The sequence below is a fragment of the Bacillus sp. XT-4 genome (genome assembly GCF_050864245.1).
GTDB classification, from domain to species: domain Bacteria; phylum Bacillota; class Bacilli; order Bacillales; family Bacillaceae; genus Bacillus; species Bacillus altitudinis.
Genome location: NZ_JBPAFI010000001.1, coordinates 568569 through 593231 on the forward strand (window position 1 = coordinate 568569; position 24663 = coordinate 593231).

At 38.3% G+C, this 24663-nt stretch carries 25 protein-coding genes; 1 reads left to right on the plus strand and 24 read right to left on the minus strand.

Features of this window, described 5'->3' with window-relative positions:
* Positions 1-2: 2 nt before the first annotated feature.
* The gene (locus tag ACRRMM_RS03055) at positions 3-707 is read right to left on the minus strand and encodes an L-ribulose-5-phosphate 4-epimerase (protein WP_428828456.1); all 705 of its coding nucleotides are present in this window, start codon (positions 705-707) and stop codon (positions 3-5) included.
* A complete protein-coding gene (locus ACRRMM_RS03060) occupies positions 701-2326 on the minus strand; it encodes a xylulokinase (RefSeq protein ID WP_426995157.1) in 1626 nt (541 codons plus the stop codon). The genes ACRRMM_RS03055 and ACRRMM_RS03060 overlap by 7 nt, the downstream gene beginning before the upstream one ends.
* Before the next feature lie 272 nt (positions 2327-2598).
* Between ACRRMM_RS03060 and ACRRMM_RS03065 the strand changes: the two genes are divergently transcribed.
* Positions 2599-3711 (plus strand): substrate-binding domain-containing protein, encoded by a 1113-nt coding sequence (locus tag ACRRMM_RS03065; protein WP_428828457.1) that lies wholly within the window; start codon positions 2599-2601, stop codon positions 3709-3711.
* A gap of 5 nt (positions 3712-3716) precedes the next feature.
* On the opposite strand, the gene ACRRMM_RS03070 is transcribed toward ACRRMM_RS03065, so the two are convergent.
* From ACRRMM_RS03070 to blaBPU, 22 genes are all read right to left on the minus strand, one after another.
* Positions 3717-4733: a serine hydrolase domain-containing protein gene (locus ACRRMM_RS03070; protein ID WP_428828979.1), complete on the minus strand. Its 1017-nt coding sequence runs from the start codon at positions 4731-4733 to the stop codon at positions 3717-3719.
* A gap of 10 nt (positions 4734-4743) precedes the next feature.
* Positions 4744-5199: a MarR family winged helix-turn-helix transcriptional regulator gene (locus tag ACRRMM_RS03075; protein ID WP_428828980.1), complete on the minus strand. Its 456-nt coding sequence runs from the start codon at positions 5197-5199 to the stop codon at positions 4744-4746.
* A gap of 94 nt (positions 5200-5293) precedes the next feature.
* A complete protein-coding gene (locus ACRRMM_RS03080) occupies positions 5294-6019 on the minus strand; it encodes a DsbA family oxidoreductase (protein WP_428828458.1) in 726 nt (241 codons plus the stop codon).
* Between the two features lie 148 nt (positions 6020-6167).
* On the minus strand, positions 6168-6725 hold the full coding sequence (gene hxlB, locus ACRRMM_RS03085; RefSeq protein WP_017358065.1) for a 6-phospho-3-hexuloisomerase: 558 nt from the start codon (positions 6723-6725) through the stop codon (positions 6168-6170).
* On the minus strand, positions 6722-7354 hold the full coding sequence (gene hxlA, locus ACRRMM_RS03090; RefSeq protein ID WP_007501390.1) for a 3-hexulose-6-phosphate synthase: 633 nt from the start codon (positions 7352-7354) through the stop codon (positions 6722-6724). Before hxlA ends, hxlB begins: the two co-directional genes overlap by 4 nt.
* Before the next feature lie 338 nt (positions 7355-7692).
* Complete coding sequence (locus tag ACRRMM_RS03095) at positions 7693-8031, minus strand: winged helix-turn-helix transcriptional regulator (protein ID WP_034646559.1); 339 nt, start codon at positions 8029-8031, stop codon at positions 7693-7695.
* 94 nt (positions 8032-8125) lie between these two features.
* Positions 8126-8995 carry an alpha/beta hydrolase gene (locus tag ACRRMM_RS03100; RefSeq protein WP_428828459.1) on the minus strand — a complete coding sequence of 290 codons (870 nt, stop codon included), beginning with the start codon at positions 8993-8995 and terminating at the stop codon, positions 8126-8128.
* A 53-nt stretch (positions 8996-9048) separates the two neighbouring features.
* Positions 9049-9426, minus strand: coding sequence for a hypothetical protein (locus ACRRMM_RS03105; RefSeq protein ID WP_081114544.1), 378 nt, complete (start codon positions 9424-9426; stop codon positions 9049-9051).
* Positions 9427-9444: 18 nt separating this feature from the next.
* Positions 9445-9792 (minus strand): YxiJ-like family protein, encoded by a 348-nt coding sequence (locus tag ACRRMM_RS03110; RefSeq protein WP_255835832.1) that lies wholly within the window; start codon positions 9790-9792, stop codon positions 9445-9447.
* Positions 9793-9850: 58 nt separating this feature from the next.
* The gene (locus ACRRMM_RS03115; protein WP_255835831.1) at positions 9851-10249 is read right to left on the minus strand and encodes a YxiG family protein; all 399 of its coding nucleotides are present in this window, start codon (positions 10247-10249) and stop codon (positions 9851-9853) included.
* Between the two features lie 47 nt (positions 10250-10296).
* Positions 10297-10773 (minus strand): hypothetical protein, encoded by a 477-nt coding sequence (locus tag ACRRMM_RS03120; protein WP_017358069.1) that lies wholly within the window; start codon positions 10771-10773, stop codon positions 10297-10299.
* Positions 10774-10812: 39 nt separating this feature from the next.
* Positions 10813-11496, minus strand: a complete 684-nt coding sequence (locus ACRRMM_RS03125) for a DUF7003 family protein (RefSeq protein ID WP_046344065.1) — start codon at positions 11494-11496, stop codon at positions 10813-10815.
* Between the two features lie 23 nt (positions 11497-11519).
* Positions 11520-12128 carry a hypothetical protein gene (locus tag ACRRMM_RS03130; protein ID WP_017358071.1) on the minus strand — a complete coding sequence of 203 codons (609 nt, stop codon included), beginning with the start codon at positions 12126-12128 and terminating at the stop codon, positions 11520-11522.
* Between the two features lie 56 nt (positions 12129-12184).
* Complete coding sequence (locus ACRRMM_RS03135) at positions 12185-12814, minus strand: hypothetical protein (RefSeq protein WP_056705355.1); 630 nt, start codon at positions 12812-12814, stop codon at positions 12185-12187.
* Between the two features lie 24 nt (positions 12815-12838).
* Positions 12839-13222 (minus strand): DUF2750 domain-containing protein, encoded by a 384-nt coding sequence (locus tag ACRRMM_RS03140; protein ID WP_322535883.1) that lies wholly within the window; start codon positions 13220-13222, stop codon positions 12839-12841.
* A gap of 65 nt (positions 13223-13287) precedes the next feature.
* Positions 13288-13530: a DNA-binding protein gene (locus ACRRMM_RS03145; RefSeq protein WP_254000679.1), complete on the minus strand. Its 243-nt coding sequence runs from the start codon at positions 13528-13530 to the stop codon at positions 13288-13290.
* A gap of 47 nt (positions 13531-13577) precedes the next feature.
* Positions 13578-14336 (minus strand): hypothetical protein, encoded by a 759-nt coding sequence (locus tag ACRRMM_RS03150; protein ID WP_428828460.1) that lies wholly within the window; start codon positions 14334-14336, stop codon positions 13578-13580.
* Positions 14337-15035, minus strand: coding sequence for a hypothetical protein (locus tag ACRRMM_RS03155; protein WP_428828461.1), 699 nt, complete (start codon positions 15033-15035; stop codon positions 14337-14339).
* A gap of 156 nt (positions 15036-15191) precedes the next feature.
* Positions 15192-15659 carry a hypothetical protein gene (locus tag ACRRMM_RS03160; protein ID WP_428828462.1) on the minus strand — a complete coding sequence of 156 codons (468 nt, stop codon included), beginning with the start codon at positions 15657-15659 and terminating at the stop codon, positions 15192-15194.
* A gap of 174 nt (positions 15660-15833) precedes the next feature.
* Positions 15834-16592: a hypothetical protein gene (locus ACRRMM_RS03165; protein WP_254000680.1), complete on the minus strand. Its 759-nt coding sequence runs from the start codon at positions 16590-16592 to the stop codon at positions 15834-15836.
* 15 nt (positions 16593-16607) lie between these two features.
* On the minus strand, positions 16608-23456 hold the full coding sequence (locus ACRRMM_RS03170) for a DNRLRE domain-containing protein (RefSeq protein ID WP_428828981.1): 6849 nt from the start codon (positions 23454-23456) through the stop codon (positions 16608-16610).
* Between the two features lie 304 nt (positions 23457-23760).
* The gene (gene blaBPU / locus ACRRMM_RS03175; protein ID WP_081114540.1) at positions 23761-24549 is read right to left on the minus strand and encodes a BPU family class D beta-lactamase; all 789 of its coding nucleotides are present in this window, start codon (positions 24547-24549) and stop codon (positions 23761-23763) included.
* Positions 24550-24663: the final 114 nt, after the last annotated feature.

Genomic DNA, 24663 nt, shown 5'->3' on the forward strand with positions numbered 1-24663 from the left:
CTTTATCTTGAAGGTTTTTGTCCATAATACGCATGTGTTCCATGTTTTCTTAAATAATGTTTATCTAAAATCACCTGCGGAAGAGGCTCCGCATATTCGTTCAATTGCTTTGCAAACAGGTTCATTTTCGCTACTTCATCTAAAATGACACTGTTCGTTACCGCACTTTTTGCATCTTTCCCCCACGTAAAGGGCCCATGACCTTGTAGCAAAATACCAGGAACCGCCATGACATCTATCTGTCTTTTCTCAAACGTTTCGATGATCAGGTATCCTGTTTCCACCTCATACCCGCGATTCACCTCTTCTTCTGTGAGAAATCGAGCGCACGGAACAGATCCGTAAAATGTATCGGCATGTGTTGTGCCCATTGCTGGTAAATCAAGTCCAGCTTGCGCCCATACCGTTGCCCACATTGAATGGCTATGTGAAATGCCGCCAATTTCCTCAAAGTGTTTGTAAAGAACAGCATGTGTGGCAGTATCGGAAGAAGGATTGAATTCTCCCTCGACCACTTGACCGTCAAAATCGACCACGACCATGTCTTTTGCTGATAATTTGTCATACGCTATGCCGCTTGGCTTAATGACAAACAGTCCACTGTCACGATCGCACGCACTGACATTGCCCCATGTAAATTTCACAAGTCCGTACTTTGGTAGATCTAGATTCGCTTGAAACACTTCTTCTTTTAACCGCTCTAACATACAGGTGCCGCTCCTTTCTGTGGCGTCAAATGTTCTACTGCCGCTTTTTCTATCGGGAGTCCTTCTTGATAGCGCTTTATAAATGCCTCAAAACCTTTAACATCCAGTGGATCAGGATCAATAAGCTCTTCTAATGTATGGGCAAATACTTGATGCTTGAGGAAATGGCTCAGTGTTTGCTGCTGGTGATTGAGCATATATGAAGCAAGGACCGCCATCCCAAACGCACCGCCTTCTCCCGCCGTTGATACGACGGATACAGGTGTCCCGAGTGCAGCAGCGACCATTTTTTGCCCAACTATGGGTGTTTTAAATAAACCGCCATGTCCTAGTAAGCGATCAATCTTGACTTGTTCATGTGCTTTTAAACGATCCATCCCAATTTTCATTGCGCCAAATGCAGAGAAGAGATGCGTCCGAATGAAATTAGCAAGGGTAAACCGGCTTTGAGGAGATCTAACAAAAAGGGGTCTTCCTTCTTTTAGTCTCGTAATATTTTCACCAGAATAATAGCCATAGCTTAAAAGCCCGCCCCCATCATGATCTGCTTCTAAAGCTTGATTTAATAGGGTTTCGTACATTCTTTCTGTTTCAACTGGCTGACCCATTGCTTCAAACGCTTCTCTGAATAGATTCATCCAAGCGTTAAGGTCACTTGTACAATTGTTGGCATGAACCATCGCGACTGGCAGGCCATCTGGTGTCGTGACAAGATCCACTTCTGGGTACACACCTTTTAGATGATGCTCTAACACAATCATGGCAAATACAGATGTCCCAACTGAAATATTCCCAGTTCTCTTTTCCACACTGTTTGTTGCGACCATTCCCGTTCCTGCATCACCCTCTGGTGGGCAAAAAGGGATACCTGGCTGCAACTGTTTGCCTTGGTCTAAAATCGCTGCTCCAGCTGCTGTTAACACACCAGCTTCTTCGCCTGCTAAATAGATGCGCGGCAAAAGATGACGAAGCTTCCACGGGTAGCCTTTTTCTGCAATCAATGCTTCAAATTGATGAAGCATCACTTCGTTGTAATCCTTCGTTTTTTCATCAATGGGGAACATTCCCGACGCATCGCCAATTCCGATGGCCTGCTTCCCTGTTAACAGCCAGTGAATGTAGCCGGACAAAGTGGTCACATACTCTAACCGGGACAGATGTTTTTCCTCTCCTAATATCGCTTGATATAAGTGAGCAATGCTCCATCTTTCTGGAATATGAAATTGGAATACATCCGTTAGCTTTTGACTCGCCTCGGTCGTTGTTCCATTCCGCCACGTTCGAAACGGGACGAGGACTTCTCCTGTATGATGACAGGCGACATAGCCATGCATCATCGCAGATATCCCGATGGAGCCAATGGTTTGAATCGTCACCCCATACAATTGTGCAGCCTGTTCTTTCATCTGACGGTATGCCACTTGAAGACCTGTAATGATCTCAATTAAGTTGTACGTCCATATTCCTTCTTGAAGAGAACTTTCCCATTCAAATGCACCTTGCGCAATTGGCTGAAACTCTTCATCTATTAAAATCGCTTTAATTCGTGTGGAACCAAATTCAATGCCCAAAGATGTCCTGCCTTCTCTAATGACTTTGGCCGTCTTTTCACGATTCATTTTGTTCACCTCCAAGATGATAGCGGTTTCAAATATCTTTTTCGTTTGATTCACCTTTACCTGTGCACAAAAATAATATAATATTTGTCCGTACATATGTCAATAATAAATATAGTTGTGCATACATAATTAGACAAAAACTTTCATGTTCTCTAAGGATTAGACGGTAGACACTGCAAGCGCCTGTTTTTGATTGAGCAACCATGTTAAAATATGTCCATACAAGTTCTTCTCAACCCGAGTAGAGGATCAACTGTGAAAGAAGTGAAACGATGAAAAAGAAGTACCAGATCATTATAGATGATATAAAAAGCAAAATACTGACAGGGGATTACCGGATCGGGGAGCGTATTCCAACCGAATCAAGCTTACAAGGGATGTATCAAGTAAGCAGACATACGGTGCGAAAAGCCATCTTGGAATTATCGAGTGAAGGTTTTTTAAGAAGTGAAAAAGGCTCAGGCACATTTGTCACCAATCAATATCAAACAAAACCTGCTGGACATGCTCATATGAAAACGATTGGCGTCATCACCACATACATATCCGATTACATTTTCCCGTCGATCATTCGGGGCATCGAAAGCCGATTAAATGAAGAGAACTATTCTTTGTTACTGGCGAGTACGAATAACGATGTGGAGCAGGAGAAAAAAGCGCTTGAAATGATGCTGTCCTTTGGTGTGGACGGATTAATTGTCGAACCGACAAAAAGCAACTTATATAATCCAAACATTTCGTACTACCTATCCTTTAAAGAACAGGATGTCCCGCTTATTATGATCAATGCCTACTATGAGCAGTTAGAGGTCCCCTTCCTTTGTTTGGATGATGTAAAGTCCAGCTATTTAGCGACAAAGGAGCTGATCACCTCTGGGCATCAGCACATTGGACTGATTTCAAAAACAGATGATTTACAAGGAAAATATCGAATGAAGGGCTATATTCAGGCACTTGGTGAAGCGAAGCTCAATTTCCTACCAGAGCATGTTCTTTTTTTCGATACAGAATCGAAGCAGTATTTAGGGGATCATATCAAAACCTTTTTACAAGCGCACCAGCATGAGCTGACAGCCCTTGTTTGCTATAACGATGAGGTAGGATTAGAAGTAGCAAATGTATGTAGTGAAATAGGTTTATCTATTCCAGATGATCTTTCCATTATTGGACAGGATAACTCGTATATTGCCCAAAAAAATGCCCATGTGAAACTGACAACGCTGACACACCCTCAAGAGCAAATGGGACGAGATGCGGCAGACTGGATGATTAAAAAAGTACAAGGGAAAAAGAACCTGCCTGATCAAACATTTTATGAGCCTGAACTCGTTCCTGGTGAAACGATTAAAGAGCTGAACGTAAGAAAAAATGAGCCCTCTTCATAGAAGGCTCATTTGACTTTAAGCTCTTGTTCAAGCATATTCATCACATCATAGGCAATTCGGTCGGGAGAATCTTGCGTGATACGATTGCGATAGTTAGACAAGACGACCACTCCTGCTTTTGAATCCGGGCGGAAGCCCATGAAGCTGGAGAAACCAGAAGTTGCACCATTATGGCAAATCAATCCCGTATCATCTATGACCCACCCGAGTCCCATTGACATGTTTTTCCCTATCTTCACCTTTGGCTCGTGGGTCATTTTCCATGGAGAAGCGACGTCTGCACTCATATGCGCAGAGAGAAATGAAAGCAAATCAGTGACCGTCGAACGAATCGCACCAGCCCCTTGATAGTCATGCATCTGAAGCGGAGGAACCTCTTTTCCATTCTCTTGATGACCGAGGATCATCTTCTCTTTGACGTCCTCCTTGATCGTAATAAAGGTGTTCGATAGTTTCAGCTCATCCACGATATATTCAGTCAGCAACTCTTCATATGTTTTGTGAAGAGACCATCCCATGATCAACCCGAGGAGTCCCATCCCTACATTGGAGTAACGAGATGGGTATTCTTTTCGCTCATTCCATTTTTTCGAGTGTAACAGTTTCATTAATTCATCAAGGGAGTATTGACAGTACATATCTCTTCTCACTTTTGGAAGGAACCTTAGTTGTAAATCTCTGAGAAAACGATGTGAAGGAAGTCCAGACGTATGGGTTGCCAGCTGTTCCAATTGGATGGGGTGATTCTTTCTTATTTCGGGACAATACAGTGAAATGGAATCGTCTAGCTTCATCTGCCCTTTTTGAATCATGCTTGCCAATATACTTGTCGTAAAGACTTTTGAAATAGAGCCGATTTCAAAAATGACCTCCTCAGGCTGGACGCACTGCTGTATGGGGTGATCTCCGAAATGAAAAACGTGTCTTTCTCCTTGATGAATCAGTCCGATCACGAGCAGCGCCTGTTTCTTTTTCTCCGTATAAGAAGAGGCAATTCGCTGTACTTCTTGTTTGAGCATCATCAATGGATCATCATCCTTCCCCTTCATTTTGATCTACAATCAATTGATCAAGCTTTGTATAAATGGATGTCAATGTGCTGATCTCTTCGAGGCTTAATTTTGAATAGTATTTTTCAATGATCGCAAGTTCTATCTTTCTCATATTCTCCAAGTACGTCTTTGCCTTTTCAGAAAGTTCAACGTGCAATTCCCGGCGGTTTTGCGGGTTGATGCTGCGGCGAATCCATTCTTTTTTTTCAAGCGTGTTTAACAACTGGCTCACAGCACTTTGGGTGATGCCTAGTTGCTGAGCAATTTGAATAGGTGAGCTTCCCCCTGTTCGCTCTACGAAATCAAGGACAATATGCTGCTTATCAGTTAACTCATCTACAAATAATTCTTCAAACTCTAATCGGAGCTTTTGATGGATGCGCGCTTCGATTTGGTTTAATTCTTGGATCATCGTTGTTTTGGATGTCACTGTCATCACCTTCATAATTAAGATAACTTAAGTATAAAGGCATATTAATTATTAATCAACAAAAATCCCTATCTTTTATCAAAGATAGGGAAAATGCCGATTATACTTCTTCTTTTGGCGAGGGCACTACACATACGCCATCTGCACATGCTTCTTCAAATGAAGCATCAGCCACTTTCTCCGTTTGCGCTGCCTCTTCTGTCCAAGCCGTTTCAAGTGCACGAAGGAACGTATCTGCTGGCTGTGCACCAGCAACCGAATATTGATCATTGATCAAGAAAAAAGGCACAGCAGAAATCCCGAGCTGTCTTGCTTCTTTTTCGTCTTCTCGCACATCGTCTGCAAATTCTTGCCCGTCTAGAACCTTCTGTACTTCGTTCTGATCAAGACCTGCTTTTTCTGCGATATCTAAAAGGGTTTGACGATCACCAACATGCTTTCCATCTGTAAAATACGCTTGAAACAGCTCACTCATGACGAGATCGCCTTTTCCCATTTTTCCAGCATATTGTGCGAGCTGGTGGGCATCAAAGGTGTTTGTCAAAACGAGTGGATCGAATTGAAAATCGATTCCTTTCTCCTTGCCCGCCTGTTTCACCTGTTCATTCATCGCGATGGCCCGGCTACGGCTCATGCCATATTTTTTGACAAGCATATCATGCACATCATAATCCACTGCAACAGGTGCATTCGGATCAAGCTCAAAGCTTTTAAACTCTACTTCTACCTGTTCTTTATGAGGGAATTGCTCAAGCGCTGTTTCCAACTGTTTTTTTCCTATATAACAAAAAGGACAGGCGATATCTGACCAAATTTGCACTTTCATCTTCATCTTCCTTCCGTTGCTTACGTTTTTTCTTTTAAGATGTAACTATTATAGTTACATCTTATCCTATATGTCAAGTGATCCTTCTTTTTAAGTACCATGTATTAAAAAAACCTTTCCTTCAAAAAAGGAAAGGTTTTCATCACGGCTATTCTAAGTTCGCATGGTGACCGTACATTTTATGGGTGTCGAGCTTTTTCATTTCCATCAATCTCAAGATGACCGCATCGTACATAAGAAGCAAAGTTTGCTCAAATAATGAGCCCATCGGCTGAATCGTATGATGATTTCCTTCATGTTGATCCTTGGGCGCACCTGACAGTAAGATGACTTCATCCGATAGATCAGCTATAGGTGACTCAGCTGAAAGCGTGAACGACGCCACGCTTCCGCCAATCCCCCTTGCCTTTTTCGCGAGCACAAGCAGCGTCTCTGTTCGGCCAGAACCGCTCCCTACAATCAATAAATCCTCAGATGTAAAAGCAGGCGTATTCGTTTCACCGATCACATAAGCTTCGACACCAATATGCGTGAGTCTCATCGCAAACGATTTCCCCATCAAACCAGACCTGCCAGCCCCTGCGACGAAGACCTTTCGAGCCGCTAAAATGCTTTTGACAAGCTGCTCTCCTTGTTCGTCTTGAATAGCGGGCGAGTGCTCAGAAAGCTCGCTTAGAATGGCTCTCACATAGTCACTTATTTTCATGATTGTGCAATCAACTGCTTCATTTGCGCAGCCACTTCTGCTTTATTGTCTTGAGCCGCAATGCCGCCGCCGACAATAATCAAATCTGGATTTAATTTGACGACTTCAGGCAATGTATCAAGCTTAATACCACCTGCAATCGCTGTTTTCGCCTGTTTGACCACTTGTTTAATGGTCATGAGGTCCGCAAATGAGTTTTGACCAACCGCTTGCAGGTCATAGCCTGTGTGCACGCAAATATAATCTACCCCAAGCTCATCCAGCTCTTTCGCACGGCCGGCGATATCTTTGATCCCAATCATATCAACTAAAATTTGTTTCCCTCTTGCTTTTGCTTCCTTCACCGCTCCTTGGATAGACATATCTTCCGCTGCCGCAAGAATCGTGACGATATCCGCTCCAGCTTCAGATGCCTGCTGCACTTCATAACCGGCAGCATCCATAATTTTAAGATCCGCCAGCACACGTAAATTCGGAAACGCCTGTTTGACTTCTTTTACAGCACGAAGCCCTTCGTTGATCACAACAGGTGTCCCAATTTCCACCACATCAATAGACGCTTCTACTTCTTTGATCAGCTCGATCGCTTCTGGTATATTCACTAAATCTAACGCTAATTGTAATTTCATGAACGTTCACTCCCGTTTTTTCATCTCATCTTCAAGAGCTCCGTGAATAGGGCTTCTTGAACGATGAAATGAGTATAACAACAGGATGGAAGCAATCCAAGTACGCACTTTTTTTTTACATACTATACTTTTTCGCATATGGTTACAAAAAAGACACTGTCTTTTCGACCAGTATCTAAACGTACTGACAAATCCTCGCATTCGGTGTCAAGTCTGTGTTATGATGCCACTCCAGTACTCGTCCTTCCTAGACTGCAAAGGTTTTCAAGTCACGCTGAAAAGAAAACAAAGAGCTAAAATAAAATGATTTTAGCTCTTTGTCTACATCTATCGTCTTTCTATTTATCATCCTTTAAAAAATTGCTATCGAGATATTGTTTTCCCCAATCATACATCGCCTCTAAAATCGGCATTAAGCTTTCTCCGAGTTCTGTGAGAGAATACTCAACCTTTGGCGGAACGACAGGATAAACTTCCCGATGCACAATGTGATCTTCCTCTAATTCTCTTAGCTGATTGACAAGCATTCTTTGCGTAATTCCAGGCATTAACGACTTTAACTCACCAAACCGTTTTGTCCCTTCTCTGCCAAGGTGCCATAAAATCAGCATTTTCCACTTCCCGCCGATAATATTCAGCGTCAGCTCTTTTTCGCAATTGAACACTTTATTTTCCATTCTTGATGACAACAATATACACTCCTTTTAATACAAACCGTTTATCCTATATCATATACTGCGGCAAAATCGATTGCCTAGCATACGGTCTTCGTTATTGATTTTGTTTTTTGACAAAAGCCATCACAGCCTTTGTCATGTCTTGCGCTTCTTTTGGCGCTCTGTCAGATCCAAACCATTTATTTAAATCACTGTGGCTCAGCGAATGAACCCGAAACACAAACCGTGAGCCTTTCTCATGATTCAGTTTTTCTGCAAATCGGTACACCTCAGGATTTTCCCAGCCTGTGACCAAATAAACAGGCGGTACATTCGTTTGATTCATATAAGTGACCGGTGATGCTTTTGTCCAGTTTTCCTCTTGTTTGCCAAAGACTTTTTTGTACGATGGAATGGCTTGTATAAATTGATTGATGTTTAACGGTCCATCTAAAATCACGATAGAATTGATCGTTTTTGGCGACAGCCCCACACGTTTTAAGTAAGTCGAATCTGTAGCAACCAATGCCGTCAAATGACCGCCCGCTGAGTGACCCATGACATTGATTTTTGACGAATCGATTTGATATTCATCTGCATGATCCTTGACCCATTTAATAGCGCTTGCCGTATCATCTGCCATCTGCTCGAAGTTGGCATCAGGGTGAAGCCTGTAATTCATTGAAACAAACACATACCCTTGACCCGTAAAATAATCGGCCTTTGAAGCGACTCTATTCTTATCGCCGCCTGTCCAGCCGCCGCCATGGAGATAGATCATGACTGGATGCTTCTTCTTTTTGTCTTCATCTTTTCCCTTTGGCATATATATATCCAGTGTTTGCTGTTTGTTTTGTGTGTCTGCATAATGGATGTTCGTCGTCGGCTTAGGCTGGTTGAAACGGAACACAAAGAATGCGCATACCAATAATCCAGCGATGACCGCCGCAAATAAGAGCCATTTCATGATTCGATTCAATGTCATTGCACCTTTCTGTGTTGGGATGGGGAAGTATGATTCGCACATATGTAGAGCGACTAGCCCGATTCATTTGATACGACTTGTATGACTTGAACCGTTTGACAGTAAAAAGAAAAATACTGTTCTTCATAATCTTCGACAAAGTAATTCAAATATTCCCAGCCTCTATCCAAAAGTTGAATGTTCAAAAAAAGATAGGAATCGTTTGTTAACTCCAAATCTTTGATTTGAACAGAAGAGACGTTGGTAAATTTCAGATGAATGTCTGCTTTATGGGTTGCAGATTCGTATGGGATGTGTAGATGAATACAGTTGATCAAGTCGTAATGTTCATTATACTCTTTAAAGTAGTGAAATTCATTGATTTGCTTTAGATGGTTGATATTGAAATCAGGGATTTGTTTCTGGATTTTTTCATTTAAAAACCATGTCATCGTTTATCCTCCAAGAGGTTATTGTATAAATGCAATGATTCGTTTTCTTGTTTCTTCATAGTACTGGATATAGGAATGTAATAAAGGATACGATTCAAGGATGTGTTGAAACGATTTGATTTGAGGGTATTGCTCTTCAAATGACTGACGCAGCACGTTTAACTGTTTTTTCGGTATTCGTTTATGATCGACCACATAACTTAAGCTGCCTGCAACAAGTGAAAAAAACATATAAAAATCATCTGAGTACATACCGGTTTCTTCTTCAAAAGAGACGATTTCATCTGGATAAGATGAATCTAATAAGTATTGATAACGTTGTTTTAAATCATCGAATAAACCTTGTTTATCACGGCTGATTCTCATGGTTTTTCCCCAATCTCTCATTATTTTTAATTCTTATTTAGACGCTAATGAGATCTTCCTATACACTGCAAATAAATTCTTGTGAATCGAAACATACGTTTTTCGATTCTATTGCGAGTAACATCCCATTGATGTTAAATAGAAAATTTGCATTTGAATCAAATTCTTCAAGAAGTACATTTTTAAGGTTCCCTATCCCATTAGGATGGTAACTACATTCAAAAATTTGCCAATTCATCTCTTCTTGTATCAATTCTTCAAATCTATCATTACCTTCACCCCCATTATAATAAAGACTCGCCACATTCATAAATCGTATTTCATGTTGAGTAACTTTATTTAATTCTGATACTTTTACGCTCAGTACTAATTCTTTATGAAACAAATCAAATGTGACTCCAAGTACATTACAACCACCATCTAGATAATCGATCCATTTTTGTACACTATTAAACATCTCATTCACTCTCCTATTTTTTCAGGATGAACTCTATTCTTATCGTGTCACGGAGTTTGTAAATATTCTTCAAATGAAATAAAGTCCGCTTTTTTTCGAAATTCGCTTAAGATTTTCTGATCTCCTGTAAAAATAACATCTGTCGAATCAAAAAATCCGATTTCAAACACGGCTTGAGGGATAACGGGTGTATAATTTACGTTCCAATATCGTTCATTATCTTCAATTTGAGGTATTGAAATAATATTCAAATGATCTATATGACGAGGCAATGCGGTCAAAACAGCGAAAATAAAAGAATAAGAATAGTCATGTAAGAATTTTTTGAAATGTTCACCCTTCAGAAATAAAAAATCCGTATAATCCGGCATGACTTCTGAATGAGATTGATTATTCCGATCATGAAGCATTGGGAGTGTCACATCACTTATGACCCAATGATACTCTTCTACGTTTAAATTGATTTTCTTTATTAATTCATTTACTTCGAATAGATTTTCCTCTTTTGCTAATACGATTCTCATTACTTGCTCCACCTCACCGATTTAAAACATCAGACGAAACTAAAAATATTCCACAGTATCAAAATCTGACCATAATCTCCAGTCAGTGTTCGTGTTTATATTTACAATGCATGTTGGATCTTGATAGATCAAACTCTTCGCAACCGATTGAAAAAAAGGAGATTGACTAGGGAGTTGGCTATGCGTTTCTGGATGAAACCATGATTCAGTTGTGTAGAGCGGTTTATCATATACATGCTGAACGATGTCAAATTGTTCTTGATCTGTCATCCATAAACTATCCAGCAAATCTTGATGTTTGGCCATTTCTCTTAACAAAGTAATCCATTCATTTTCCTCTGTTACATCAGCTTGGCATGACTCTGGTATTTGAACATGAAAATAGTCTCCATTTAATCTAATCCGTAAAGGATGCTTTGTGAACCCATGTTCTATCTCATCATCATCTATTATTTCATGATGATGATCCACGAAATCAAAAAGCTCATCCAGTAGAAAATTGATTGATCCATTCTTCAAATCATGACCAATCGCAAAAAAATCAATAGACGGTCCTACCTTCGATAAACCGAATAATTGAATCGTGATCAGCCAATTTTCCTCTCTAGTAAATAGAGAAAGCTTCCCTTTGGCAAAATCAAAGTTCCCATTATCTAATAATGGAAACTCTTTATTTAGAAAAGACTCATCTAGTATAGATAACACACTGTCTATTTGATTCATGTCTTCCTCCTTATGAAGTTATTTCATTCTACGTTTGTATAATTTCGAATCAGTTCTTTTTTAAAATCATCAGGAAGTTTTTGATTCGGAAATACAACTGAAATCCAGCCTAATACAATCTCATCTAAAATTCTCCACGTTTTTAACAATTGTTTATTCATTTGTTCTAATTGAAGAATCGCTAGTACTCCTATCTCATAACCTCTGTCGCCATAAATGATCCATTTCGCAGAAGGGGAAACCCATATCACACGTGAAGCAATATCCATTATGCTATCATTTACACTCTCTATCGGATAATCCGTTAAGAGATCGAGGTAATCACTTGGAGTAAGGTTTAACGGTACTTTCACCCAAGGATAATAACCAAAATCATGATAATAATCATCCATGCTCTTCTGCTCATCTAATACAGCCATGAGTATATAGTCATCATGATGATTCAAAGCTAAACCTTTTAACATTTCCCAACCATCATCTGATAACAACCAATGGAATTCTTCGAATAAATAATGAGGGGTTTTCGTTTTCAACACTTGATCAGGGAATGTCTTCGTACTGTGAATGAGCGAATGAACAAACGATAGAACATGTTCAAATTCTTTTGGATCGGATATAAACAAATGTTTCACTTTATGCTCCTTTCATATCTTCGGGTAAGTCTATCATCAGTCATTAATAATCCATTTCACCGCTTGTAACATGACGCATAATGAGAGAGCATTTGAGTGTAATAATCATTGAATGTTTTTTGATCCTTCAATAATCCTTCAAACCAATTTGCTAAAACAGGGTGATCCATTGGTTTCCACCCTTCTTTTAATAACCTATTTTTCACAGAATCTTTTGTTGATACCATTCCTATGATACAAATTTCCATATCTCTATCTGCCCAAATCGCCCACTGCAAAGAATGAGCTAACCAGACAACTATATTCGAATGCGTGATTATATTATCCGCTATGGAACCTTTTGGGTGCATCCATAGTGCATTTACATAATCCTCACCTGAAATGTTCACACTCGCTTTCAGCCAATGATAATAACCAAATTCCTTCAAATAATATGCGGTTGGATCTGGTTGAAGGACTGCAGTCAAAAATTCTCTATCTTGTGTAACAGTTGATAACTCTTTTATGGTTGGTAAAATATCATCACTCAATGCCCAATCAAACTCTTGAAACAAAAAACAATCAAATGTCTTACGAAAAACTTGTTGTGGCAGCTCTTTACTTGTTTCAAACACATGGTCTACTAAATTCTGATAGAATTTGAATTCTTTTTCTGAACGAATAAATAAATCTTCAAGCCGTTTCAAACAACTACCTCCACTCTTGTCGAACTAGTAGTTTTTTAATTCTTCCTCTATATCTTCTTTTAATGTTTGAATTTCAATTGACAACGAATTATTTCGATTATAGAAAATGGACGGATTGATTCCATCTGCTAACATTCCCGGCAGCCACTCTTCTATAAAATCGTCTAAATCAATCATTTCTGGCACTGTTTTTTCCCATTGGTCGATCGCACAATAAGCGGCATGTTCCTCTGTCGGCCAAAAATGAAGCTGCGGTACACGATAATCATCCTCTGACATCACCCACCCCTTCTCGTTTCTTAATGACCAAACCTCTTCAAAATCAACAATCTTTTTGATGAAATAGTCATAACACTTTTTCGCAGGTAATTGCATGGTGGTTTCTAATTCTTTCGGATGCATAGACATTGCGTCACGCCTTTTATTTATAAATGGGCTTAATCATAAGAATTTAGCAAGCTCATACATAGGAACTATTTGTATTCTTCTAACCAGTCATTCAAATCATCTACAGAATGTAAGTAAGAATTAGGTGAATCTTTCAAATCAATTCCACTTAAAAGAATCAGCATATCCCAAACTTCATCATCGTCTATTTCTGGATCGTCTGCAGAAACGTAAATTTCAGCCCAATCAGACACTTGTTCTCTTGTGATCGTCCCCTTTAAGACATTTCGTATTTTATTTAAACAGTCTAGCATTTTTGGTTCAGCCATTTATTACACCATTCCTTTCTCAAAACTCATTTTACGCTGTAAACTGCCTATATTTCATATTTAATAATATCCTCCATTGACATACCTTTAAAATATAAAGTAAGAATGTTTTTAATAGTGTATTCGCTACGTATACCCATCGGGTTAAATATAGTCTTAGCCGTTTTTGGATCAGCAACCTCTAAGTCCATAGCAGGTGTATCGGAACCTTCTTTACCCTCGCTTACGTAATAATTTCCATTTCGGTATTCCACGAATTTCAGATTTTGAAGATCCTCTTCTTTTATAAAATCTTGATTTATTTTTGTGATGACTTTCCATGAACCACTTAAAAAGCCTGTCAGGCCTGTATTTGCAACGAATAGTCCTTTCTCTTTTTTTATCAATTGTTTTAACTCATTTTTTTCTATTCTTTCATCAACAAACAAATCATAGTATTGGATTAAAATATCATCATATTGATTTTTCCCCTCACCCGAAATGATCAAAGCATAGCTCAATTTCCCAACTTCTTTTAATGGGAGTTCAAATATAGCTCCTGGTTCCACTTTACTTAAAGTTTTTACTTTTTTAGTTGTTATTTTAATATCCGTTACTTCTTTGTCGTTTAAATCATCAAAATAGTGACTACCTCCATTGTTTAAAGCCATCATAATTGTCAAAAGCATCTCATCAATCGTTGGCTTCTTCTTCAAATGTTCCTCAGTCATTTCATAGAATTGTTCAATCGCTTCTTCAAAAATATCTAATCCATCATCACCAATTATGATGTTCTTTTTCTTATGTTCTTCTTCCCAAAAGCCCATTTAGAATACCCCTTTATATATTGTGTTCTTTAGGTTATTCTCACACGATAAACGTATACTTGTATAAACTGTTTTATTTGCACGTTTGAAAAGTGCCACTTCATGATCCGTTAACCACTTAAGCTCTCTCATATGATAGGAAATTTCTTCTAAGTAAGTATCGGTTTTAGCAATTAATTTTTTATCTAAGATATTTCTTTTATTGTCTTCAACTACAAGATAAAGAGTAAACTGTTTTAAATCTAATTCGATAAGTGGGTAAGCTTTTCTTTTTTTATCGGGACTTAGTTTTGTTCTCCCTTTAATCTCCGCTTTATATTCCTTCTCCTTCATTTTCTTAAATGTTGCTTTGACTAGCTGACTGTCCCAATTCTTCAGTTCACAAAGATAGAGTATCGCTTTTCCCAAAGTATCTGCTAAGATCTTTTTCTTATTTGTTGCATTTTCAAATTCACTGTAACGGAAGGGTACTTCCAGCTCGTACGTATTTTTTATAAATAAGATGTCTGGTTCATCTTTTGAAGTACTAATTAATTTGTAGTCTTTAAAAGGCCCACATATCAAAACAATAGCCGCACAATCTTTCGTTTTAAATTTCTTTTCTAATTCGTATAAAAACATTTCAGTCATACAAAGGGATTGGCTGGCTAAGTTCCCACGATCTTCATCTGACATTAATTGTATATTTTTGAAATGCACTCCTTATAAGCCTCCTAATAAGATTTTATTCATCATGGCTTTGAATGGTTTGCTCATTCTTTTTCCTTTACTTGCTTTCTTTACTACAAATGCTCTACTTTATCTTGTTCCCATCAAAGCACCTTTTCTCTCCCTTTTAGACCGGTTGAAAAAATCCTAGTTGCGTAGGATTTGAAGAATTTCTGTTGCTTCTTTATACAATTCATCAATTAATGGTATAATCATTCCCCGCAAATCTGATTCATTTTCAAATGCTATTAAATATCCTTTTTTGCTCACGAGATTATTCGATACACAAATCCAAATATCAAGATGGTCTATACAATAGCCTTGATCACCTTCTTCACCATCATGAAACTCTTCGCCATTTAGATAATCTACTGAAAAATATATGGATGAATGATATCCTGCTGTAAAACAATCTGAGACTTGAATTTCTCTCCCTCTATATTTTTTTCCATATACGAATCTTCCAAATTCAGCATTGATTGTTAAACCTAAATCTTTAAATTTTGCTTGTTTTTCTTTCACTAGATTCAGTGCGATATTTGTTATTTCTTTTTCGATATCTGCGATAGATTCTTTGGTCATTGTGTTTAATTTAACTTTCTTCAATTTTTTCACCTCAATTACTGTAGAAACTCAAATGATCTTTAAAGCAAACAAACCTCCTACTGATAAAGTGGAGGTTTGTTTGCTAAACGATAGAAAGCTATATTGCTTACTTTTTGAAATACTACTATTCCATAAGGCTTTTAAAACAAATCATCTTTATCAGCTGACCCTCATGATAGATGCCTATATTTCGTATTTAATAATATCTTCCATTGACATACCTTTAAAATATAAAGTAAGAATACTTTTAATAATGTATTCGCCATACATACCAATCGGGTTAAATATCATTTTAGCGGTTTTTGGATCAGCAACCTCTAAGGACCTAACAGGTGCATCGTGACCTTCTTTACCCTTGCTTACATAATAATTTCCATCTCGGTATTCCACGAATTTCAGATTTTGAAGATCCTCTTCTTTTATAAAATCTTGCTTTATTTTTGTAATGACTTTCCATGAACCACTTAAAAATCCTGTCAATCCTGTACTTGCAACAAATAGTCCATTCTCTTTTTTTATCAATTGTTTTAACTCACTTTTTTCTATTCTGTCATCAACAAACAAATCATAGTATTGGATTAAAATATCATCATATTGATTTTTTCCCTCACCTGAAATGATTAAAGCATAGCTCAATTTTCCAATTTCTTCTAACGGGAGTTCAATAATAGCTCCTGGTTCTACTTTACTTAAAGTTTTTGCTTTTTTAGTTGTTACTTTAATATCCGTTACTTCTTTCTCATTTAAATCATCAAAATAGTGGCTGCCTCCGTTATTTAAGACCGTCATGATGGTCAAAAGCATCTCATCCATCGTTGGCTTTCTCTCCAAATGTTCCTCAGTCATTTCATAAAATTGTTCGATCGCTTCTTCAAAAATATCTAACCCGTCATCACCGATCATAATGTTCTTTTTCTTATGTTCTTCTTCCCAAAAACCCATTTGAAAGCACACTCCTTATTTATATTTTCTTGATTCCGACAAGTAATATTTATACTTTTTGTTCTTTTTGCTAATTGGTCTTATTTTATTTCGAAGCTTTTTCTTTCCACCATGTTGTAGATACAAACGATGCTCTAACCCCCTTGCTTCAGCATAGGTTAAACCACTTTCTTCTTTTTTAAAGAAAGCATCACCGTGTTTCTTTTTATGTGCAGCTTTTCTTTTCTTAACATTTTTTGTTCTTCCTACATAAACGACCTTTTTACCTTTTCTTAATGTATATACAGAATGTGCACCTTTTAAAATTCGGCTTGCACCCTTAAATATCTTCCCTGGTCCAAAATTAGATGCTGCTGCTAAAGCTGCGCCTTTCCAGCCCTTGCCCGATTTATAAGCTTTGTATCCATCATATACCGCAAATCCTGCATTGACAACTAACCATACCCAATGGCCGTCTGGGTCTACATTCATGACTGGGTTGTTGTTTCCATAGGTATATCCGTTTTGATCTAGTGCATCTCCATCGCTTCCTGGGTCTGGGTCAAGTGATAGGAATACGCCATTTTTTGGTTCATAGTAGCGGGCGATTAGATAGTAAAGTCCTGTTTCTTCGTCGAAGCGGTAACCAGCATAGCGATATGGGTTTCCTTTTACTTCTTCATTTTCTTTTACTTTTGTTGGAACGCCCCATGTATCGTATTCGTACTCAGCAACGATTTTTCCTGCACTATTTGTGATGGCTATGACATCACCGTGTGCATTGTAGTGATAGAAATATTTGTTTCCATTTTGCGTGAATGCAAGGAGTTGTCCACTCTCACCGTATGTGTATGTTTTTGTGACTTCGTTGTCTCCATCTGTTTCGTATAAAACATTCAGACTATCACCATCATAAAAATAATTGGTGACTTTTCCATTCACTGTTTTTTGAATTCTATATCCACGCTCATCATATTTGTAAGTGACAAATGGCTTGTCTTCGCCTTTTTTCGTGATGGCCGTTATGTTATCTTCTGCATCCCATTCATAAAGGAATTGCCCGTCAGACGTTCGGTTGCCATTTTTGTCATAAGTTAAAGTCTCATCATTTACCTTTGTCAGTTGGTTCATGATGTTGAATGATGCGTTGATTGTTTTTTTAGTGCCATTTTTTTCAATCGTAACGGTTTTTCTGTTTCCAAACCCATCATATGTGTACTCAATGACCGTGCCTTCTGGATGAGTTTCTTTGATCAATTGATCTAATTTTCCATATTCATAACGAATCTTCCCATTGCTTCCTTGATCAATCGTTATTCTGTTTCCATTTTGATCATATTCGTAAGCTTCGTTTAAGATCGTTGCCCCTTGGCTTGTTCCAATGTGCAAATCATTAATTAAATTGCGCTCATCATAAGCAAAGCTAGCACCACTGCCGTTACCTGTAATAAAGGACTGAACATTTCCATTTTCATCATAATCAAACGAATACGTAGAACTCGAATCCTTCATCTGCGTCATTTGATCAAGCTTATTGTAACTGAATTGGTTCGTCCCTTTTTGATTTCCGTGTGTCCATTCAAAGGATTTCAGTTTATCTGAATCGGCTGGATACGTCCAAGTTTGACTGCTGCCACGCTCTGCTAACTTTGTGATGCGGTTTTGTTGGTCGAACGTTCTGTTTTTGGTTGTGTTTTGTTCTTTGTTGACAACCGTTGTTTCGTTTCCGTTTTTATCATAGCTAAAGTTATATTTTTCTGTTCCATTGTATGACTTGGATTTCACTCGGTCTGTTCCATCATACGTGAGAGACACTTCATGTCCATTAGCAGAAATGGTTTTGATTAAGTTGCTATTCGCATCATATTCACTTTTTAACACATTTCCTAAAGGATCAATGGTTTTCGTCAATTTGCCCATCAGGTCATATTCAAATTGATACGTCTGATCTGAATCAGCACGAATGGTTTTCGACCGTTCATTGCCCTCTTTATCGTAGGTTCTCACAATGGATGTCCCGTTAGATAAAGTGATTTTCTTCAGCTGGTCTGCCTGGTTGTATTCGAATGTTGTTTTTTCGCCTTTCGCATCTGTTTCTGAAAGCTTTTTGCCCGTTTCGTCGTAGGCAGATTGAGATGAGTAACCAAGCTCATCCTCTTCTTTAACAGCATAGTTCCCTTTCTCGTCGTAAGTAGTTTTCGTTAACAGACTACCTTCTACTAGACGGATATCATCAAACCAAACCGTTCCAATCGCGCTTTTTTGGAAAACAATCTGAACGTCGACTTTTTTCAATGGTTTTGTTTTTGGTATGACAACCGCCGCTCGGTTCCATTCTTGTGTACCGGTTGGGAATTTTGCATTAAACGTTCCTGTTGTGCCGTCTGTATACGTGACGGACGCTTGAAGTGAGTAATCATTTTCATTTGAGGCTTTGACATCTTCAGACTTAGACATCCCAGTCAAGGTGACATACACAGATTGATCATTCGCACTTTGTTCAATCGGGACAGATTGTTTATAGATGACATTCGCTTGAGATGAAGATGTTCTGGTCATTTTTAACGAAACGTCATCGTTAAAGCCTTCTTCATTATCTAATGAACCACCTGACCCACTCCAGCTTGTTGTTTTATCCGTAAAGGAATTATTTTTGACTGGATTATAACTTGATGAAACTTCGCCTTTTTCTAACTGAATTTCATCGAACCAGGCTTTTCCTTTTCCAGCCTTATCTCGATGATCCACTTCCATATAGATCACAGCTTTACCTGCATGAGATGGCGTCGTAAACGTGACTTGGCGTTTAGTCCAATCGTTTTTGCCTGATAATGTGCTGTAGCCGTTGCTGATCCATTGAATTCGTTTGTTGTTTGTATCTCTTAAATCAATGTTAAAAAATGCTCTTGCTTTCGTTAGCTCTGTCTTGATTTTTCCACTCAGTGTATACGTCGTATTTGGCTCTAGTGTCACTTCTTGAGTAGCAGAAGAATAGCCAAGTTCAGTTCCTTCAGTTGTCGATTGTGAACTGATCTCTAACACTCGACTGCCAGACAAAGCACCACTTTTTCCAGCTGTTTGCGCTAATTTCCCATCATCCTTAGATGCTGTAAGCTTCCAGCCAGTTAGCGTATCTTCAAAACTGCCATTTTTTAATATACTCGCACCTGCAGCAAGTTCTTTACTCGTTTGTACCAAATTCCCATACGAATCATAAATACTTGCTGAAGACATATTTCCACTTTGATCCGTTTCAGATACAGCATCTAATCCATCATAGGCGATATCTGTAATATCTCCTTCTGTATCTTTTACTTTAGTGACATCGTTGTTTTTGTTATACTCGTAGGTTTCTGTCCCGTAAGCATCTTTCGCTTGAATGACGTTGCCATTTTTGTCATACGAATAGCTTTCTGTAGCTTTTCCTTTTTCTACATCATTGGGATCAGTTTCTTCAACGATTTGATTTCCTTCATATTTGGTTTTGGTCGTAATCTTCAAACCTTCCGCATCATCTACAACTTGAATTGGATTGGCTGCTTCGTTATACGTATACTGTATTTTTCGACCATTTGGCTGCGTCAGCATGAGTGTCTTTTTAGACATATCATATGCATACTCAAAGGTTTCTTTTTTTGCATTGATCGCTTTGACTAAACGGTGATTTTCATATTGGTATTCTGTAAAAACAGGCTGATCTTCTGTGCTGTTTTGAGAGAATTGTTTAATCAATCTGCCTTCTTTGTCGTATTCATATGAGATACTCGTTCCATCTGAATCAATGACTTTTATTAGAAAGCCTGCATCATACTCATATGAAAGTTTTTTTCCTTTTGGTCCTTGAACCGAGGTGATATGACCATCTTCATCATATTCCATTGTTATTTTTCGGCCAGATGCATCTTCCATTGAAGTGAGCTGATTGTTTTCGTTATATTTGTATGTCGTTGTATTTTTATGTCCATCTACAATCTTGGTGATTTTCCCACCATTTTTACTAAAGTGTGCAAAGGTTTGATCCTTCGTTTTTAACATGTATTCATCTTTTGATTCCGTTAATTCAAGGAAAATACCTGTTGGTGGTTGATACGTACCATCTGCTTTTTTTGTAAAAATATGAGTTGTGGCATCCTCATCAAGATAGATGGCACCTTCTTTTGTTGGAGTGATACTAGTTTCTACATCTGCGTACCACCCTTGACCAAACAGATGGTCAGCTGCATCTAAACTGTTATACGTGCGACCAATTCCAAGTCCCGGTCCTCTTCCATCGATCGACATTTCTTCTTCACTGACAATCACATTACCAGTTGCACCATTCAGCTGGCCGTCTGGTATATCAATAATCGACCAGTAATCCTCTATTCCAAGGAATTCGGCACCTTCATGGAATGTCGGGTTAAAGGCTGGTGTCGGAATGGTTTCTCCATTTGCATCGTATGCGGAAAGGGTAAAGGAGTAGTTCTTGCGTCCTTTATAATTTCCATTCGCATTTTCATAAACTGGTGATGGGTCTAGCGCTAATTCCCCGCCTTTACCATCTGTATGAAGCACATATTTCCCACTTGTAACTTCAGTAGGAGTCGGCCAAATGTTCTTATTTTGTGTTGTCCAATGATCGACATCACCAACATCAAATGATTGATATGCCTTACCATTATAGATGTTAATTTTATATCCTTTTGCATTTTTTACTTTGTCCCAATGTAAATTGATATAACCTGTTTGGCTCTCTTTCGTATTCGTATAAGCATATCCAGATAAAGCTTTTGGTCTAGATAGATCAGGTAAAGTTGGTCCAGATGGCGGTGAAGCAATAGCTTCTCCATCTTTATTGTAGGCGATCACTCTGAAGGAATAATGTTTTTGAGCCGCATCTCCTCCAGCATTTTTATAAGTCGCACCAGGATGAATTGGAAGCTCAGCCCCTTTTCCATCTTGGAGGTGCAATGCAAATTTACCTGCTTTAATCTCAGCAGCTGTTGGCCATACTTTTTTTCCTTTTGTTGACCATGATGTTTGATTACCGAGATCCAATGTCTCATAGCTTTTCCCATTAAACATTTGTATTTTATAACCGGTCGCACCGGAAACTGAAGTCCAAGAAAGATCAAAGTAACCTGTTGCGTTATTATTATTGAATCCTTTTGTACTAGGTGCTTTCGCTCTAGCCACATTCGGCACGACAGGTTTTACTTTTGCTGACATTGCGCCTTCACCTTGGTCGAAAATCGCACTTACAGCTACCCAATAATTTTTGCTTGTCGCATAATTACCACCTGAGTTTTTGTAAACCGGGGAAGGATCAACTGCTAATTCTGTCCCCCCTTTTCCATCTAAATGAAGTTTATATTTCTTAGCTGCAATCTCGCTTGCTGTCGGCCAAATATTCTTTCCTTTTGTACTCCATGATGCTACATTCCCAACTGAAATGGCTTCATATTCTTTTCCGTTGTATAGCCACACTTTGTAACCTTTTGCGCCAGACACCTTTTTCCAACTTAAGTTTAAGTAACCTGTCCCATTTCCATTACTAAAACCTTTTACAGTTGGTGCATTTGCTTGTGGAATGGTATATGTGACTTCAATGACTGGTTTTTTGGTTGAGTTTGTTGATGAGATTATTTTTTTCCAATGGTCTTGTCCATTTCCATTAGCATGTAATTTAAAGCCGTAGTTAGCTGTTCCACTATTCCAAGCTTTGATGGTCGATGTCACATCATAACTCGCCCATTGTCCTTTATATACGTTGGCCTTACCGATGTTTTTAGAACTTGGTTTATTGTTCCATGTTAGCTTTGTATGATCATAGTTGGCATTCACTGTATCAAGCCAAAGACCAGTTGCTTTCGTCCCGTAATATGAATGAGCAACATACGTTTTGAGCGTCGCTTTTGTTACATTCATATTTTGAATCGGTTTGAATGAATTAAACTTCATGAACGCGTAGTTTGTACCAGTTGTTTTATCATAATAACCGGTTTTCAGGACATAACTTTTCAGATTAGCATCCCATTTTTGCGTAGATGTTGAATAGTTTGTTGTTGGGTATGCACTCATAATGAATGTGTCTGATGAAACAGATAAAGAAGTCGATGGATCGATAGACACAGGATAAACTCGTTCAGGATCCTTAAGCCATTTCTCATCAGCAGTTACACGAAGTAAATAGCCATCATCTTCTTTTTGCAATTCAAAGCTCACATCTTCTGATCGAGCCACTTCGCCTGACTTTTCATCTAGATTTGAATCGGTCATAAACGGTTTTGGAACTTGAAAAATGGTCTGTTTTTTCTGATCAAAAAATCTAATAGAACCATCTTCCTCAATTTCTCCAGTTAGATCTGTCTTTATTTTAAATGTAAAAGAATTGTAGCCATCATATCGTTTGAGTACAATATCTTCTTTGATATTTTCATTAAAAGTAAATGATCGTAAATCAATATGTGGAAATACCTCTTCGTATGTAAGTTCGTTGGTGTTTTCTTTAAATTGTGCAGAGGTATCTTTGGAACGAATTTCTGATTTGTTTGTTCCTGAAGCTTTTAAAATTGAAAATTCAATTTGATGCTTCTTGTGTTCGAATGTAGCATAAAGCCCTTGCTTCATTTGTTTTTGAAAGGTTGAATCTAACCTTGCATTTTCCGTTTCTATTTCTTTTTTCGAAGTTGCTTTTAACTCTGGAGAGATGTCCTCCCACTCAGCATCTGGTGACTCTTTTATATGAATGGGGTCAGGATATACTTCTTGCGTAAATACTCCCTCTCCTTCATAGAAAAGTTTGCTATTGGCTGTTCTTTCCGAAAGAACTTCTCCGTCTTTACCAATTTCAGCTTCATCAATCCCTGCTATTTCAAGGGTTTTTGAATCGTCTGTTTCTGGCATGCTGTTATGACTTGATTTTGTATTTTCTACATGTTCTTCTGCAAAAATGTCAGAAGGTAACATTGATATAAGCATCACAAAGGCTAGAAGCGCTGCAATATTTCTTTTCCAATTTACTTTTCTTTTTAGGTTCATATTAATCTCCTTATCATATATTTGTAACATTTGTAACAATACGTCATATATCATAATATATTTAAGATAACGTTTCAATATTTTTCTAAAAATATATCATCCTTTCAAACTAACCCAAGTATCATCTTTTTATCAATATATCCCCAAATTCACTCATAAAAAAAGCACCCTAAACGGATGCTTCTACCAAATGATATTTTTTCAAAATACGATAGGTGATTTCTTTTGCTTCTAGTCCGGTGCCTTCTATATTTGTGGCGAAGATGTAGGTTTTGTTTTCATGTTTGATGAAGCCTGCGTACCAGCCTATGCCTGATCCGGAGCCTGTTTTTCCGTATAGCGTGGTGTGTTTCTCTTCTTCTTGTATCATCATTCGTTTGACGGTTCTCATAACCGATAGGTCAAATGGGAGACTTTCTTCATATAACTGTTTTAGGAAATGGACTTGTTCTACTGGAGAAATGCGCAACGTACTGCTTAGCCAAAATTGATCGATTCCGCCAGATATGTCTTGATTCCCATAATGAATGGCTTTTATCCAATGGGCCATGCGCTCTTCCCCGATGTCACGTGCCATAGCTTGATAATACCAGACGACTGAATCTCTCATGCCAGAGCCCAGTGTATGGTCCTTATTCCAATTATCAATCTCTCTTTTTACTCCGTCCCAATATTTAATGTCGTATTCATCTTTAACTGCACCTGTTTGAAGTCCGATTAAGGCATTTGCTATTTTAAACGTTGATTGAGGTGCAAAGCGCTTGTTCGCTCTTTTTTTGTTATACACCCATGGTGATTTTTCTTTTACTTCTTGAATCACAAATGTGCCTTCCCGATCTTTCATAAATTCATCGACGGACCATTTTGGAGATGTTCCTTCACTTGATGCAGGCTTGCTCATACAAAGTGCTACAAGCATCGCGCCAGCAATCAGCCATTTCATCTTCTTTTTTTGCAAACAATCACCCTCTTTGCTCATGATTGCAATCGATTGTAGCATGCTGGCTGATCAGAAATAAGAGCCGCTCGTCCTCTTTTTCAATAAAAAAAGCCGGTTTTATCCGGCTTTCTG